The 1,566-nt window shown below is 63.3% G+C and carries 2 protein-coding genes; both read left to right on the top strand.

The features are described 5' to 3' along the window. On the top strand, positions 1-1,386 hold a 1,386-nt coding region (locus CXR02_RS21835; RefSeq protein WP_104063891.1), incomplete at its 5' end, for an NAD(P)/FAD-dependent oxidoreductase. Continuing rightward, on the top strand, positions 1,379-1,566 hold a 188-nt coding region (locus tag CXR02_RS21830), incomplete at its 3' end, for an SDR family NAD(P)-dependent oxidoreductase (RefSeq protein ID WP_146072586.1). The genes CXR02_RS21835 and CXR02_RS21830, both read left to right, overlap by 8 nt.

Raw genomic sequence — 1,566 nt, 5'->3', positions numbered from 1 at the left:
TACACGCGCCGTTATTGCCTGGTCGGGGGCGGGCCGTCGTCGATGGTCATGGCGCGGGCGCTTATCAAGGAGGGTGTGCCTTTCGACTGGTATGAGAAGCATGGCGAATTTGGCGGTATCTGGGACATGGACAACCCCACGAGCCCGATGTATGAAAGCGCCCATTTCATCAGTTCGAAGTACACCAGCGGCTTCTATGGACTGCCGATGCCGCAGGATTATCCCGACTACCCGACCTGGCGTCAGATCCGCGACTACATCCGCACTTTCGCCCGCACCTACGGACTCTACGAGCACGTCACCTTCAACACCGAAGTCACTGATGCGCGCCGGCTCGAGGGTGACCGGTGGGAAGTGAGCACATCGGCCGGAGTGACGCGTGAATATGACGGTCTTATCTGTGCGCCGGGTGTCACCTGGCATCCGAGCCAGCCCAAGCTCGCCGGGCAGGACAGCTTCGCCGGGGAGATCCGGCACTCGGTCACGTTCCGGGACAGCATGGAGTTCCGCGACAAGAAGGTGCTGATCATCGGTGCCGGAAATTCGGGCGTCGATATCGCCTGCGATGCCGCAGCACAGGCTTCGCAAGCATTCCTCTCGGTGCGGCGTGGCTACCGTTTTGTCCCCAAACACATCGGCGGCCTGCCCACCGATGCTGTGCTCAGCGGGCTGTTCGAGCCCCCGCGCGTGATGAGCCTGTCGGGCAACGTCAATGAACTGATCGACGCGGTGGTCGGTGACCTCACCCGGCTCGGTCTGCCGGCGCCCGATCACGACGCCCTCGCCAGCCACCCGATCATGAACACGCAGGTGCTGCATCACCTGGCTCACGGGGACCTGATCGCCAAGCCTGACATCGACCACCTCACCGAAACCGGCGTCGTTTTCAGCGACGGGTCGACCGAGGAGATCGACTTCATCCTGTTGGCCACCGGCTATGAGTACCAGATCCCGTTCATCGACCGTGACCTGCTCACCTGGAAATCGGGGCACCCCCAGCTCTACCTGAACGTGTACTCCCGCGAAGTCGACAGCCTGTATGTTCTCGGCTTCATCGAGTTCGCCGATGCCGCCTACAAGCGTTTCGACGAGATGGCGCAGCTGGTCGCCATGGACATCCGGGCCCGTGAGACAGGAATCCATCGCGACGAACTGCTTCGGCTCAAGGCGCAGGACCGGCCCGATGTCAGCGGTGGCATCGACTACATCGACAGCCCCCGGCACGCGAACTACGTGGAGAGCCACGCCTACCAGGCCTACCTCGCGGATCTGCGGGACCGCTTCTCCTGGAACGACGTCGACGAGGAGACCTTCGACGATTTGGCGGGCTCCGACACCGCCGCTGGTCTACACCGCTCGACTGAGAAGGATGTGACGCATGTCTGACACGAGGTTCGCCCTCGTCACGGGAGCCGCCGGAGGAATCGGGCTGGGAGTCGGGGCATGCCTGGCTCAGCGCGGGCTCATAGTGATCGCCGTCGAACGGAACCTCGAGCTGGCCGAGCGAGCTACCGCAGCAATCGGCGCGGGTGCGATCGCGGTGGCCTGCGACCTCAGCGACCGAAG

It is taken from the genome of Arthrobacter sp. 4R501 (genome assembly GCF_002929755.1).
Taxonomy (GTDB): domain Bacteria; phylum Actinomycetota; class Actinomycetes; order Actinomycetales; family Micrococcaceae; genus Arthrobacter.
Note: the sequence above shows the minus strand (reverse complement) of the source record. Positions and strands in the feature narration are given on the sequence as shown.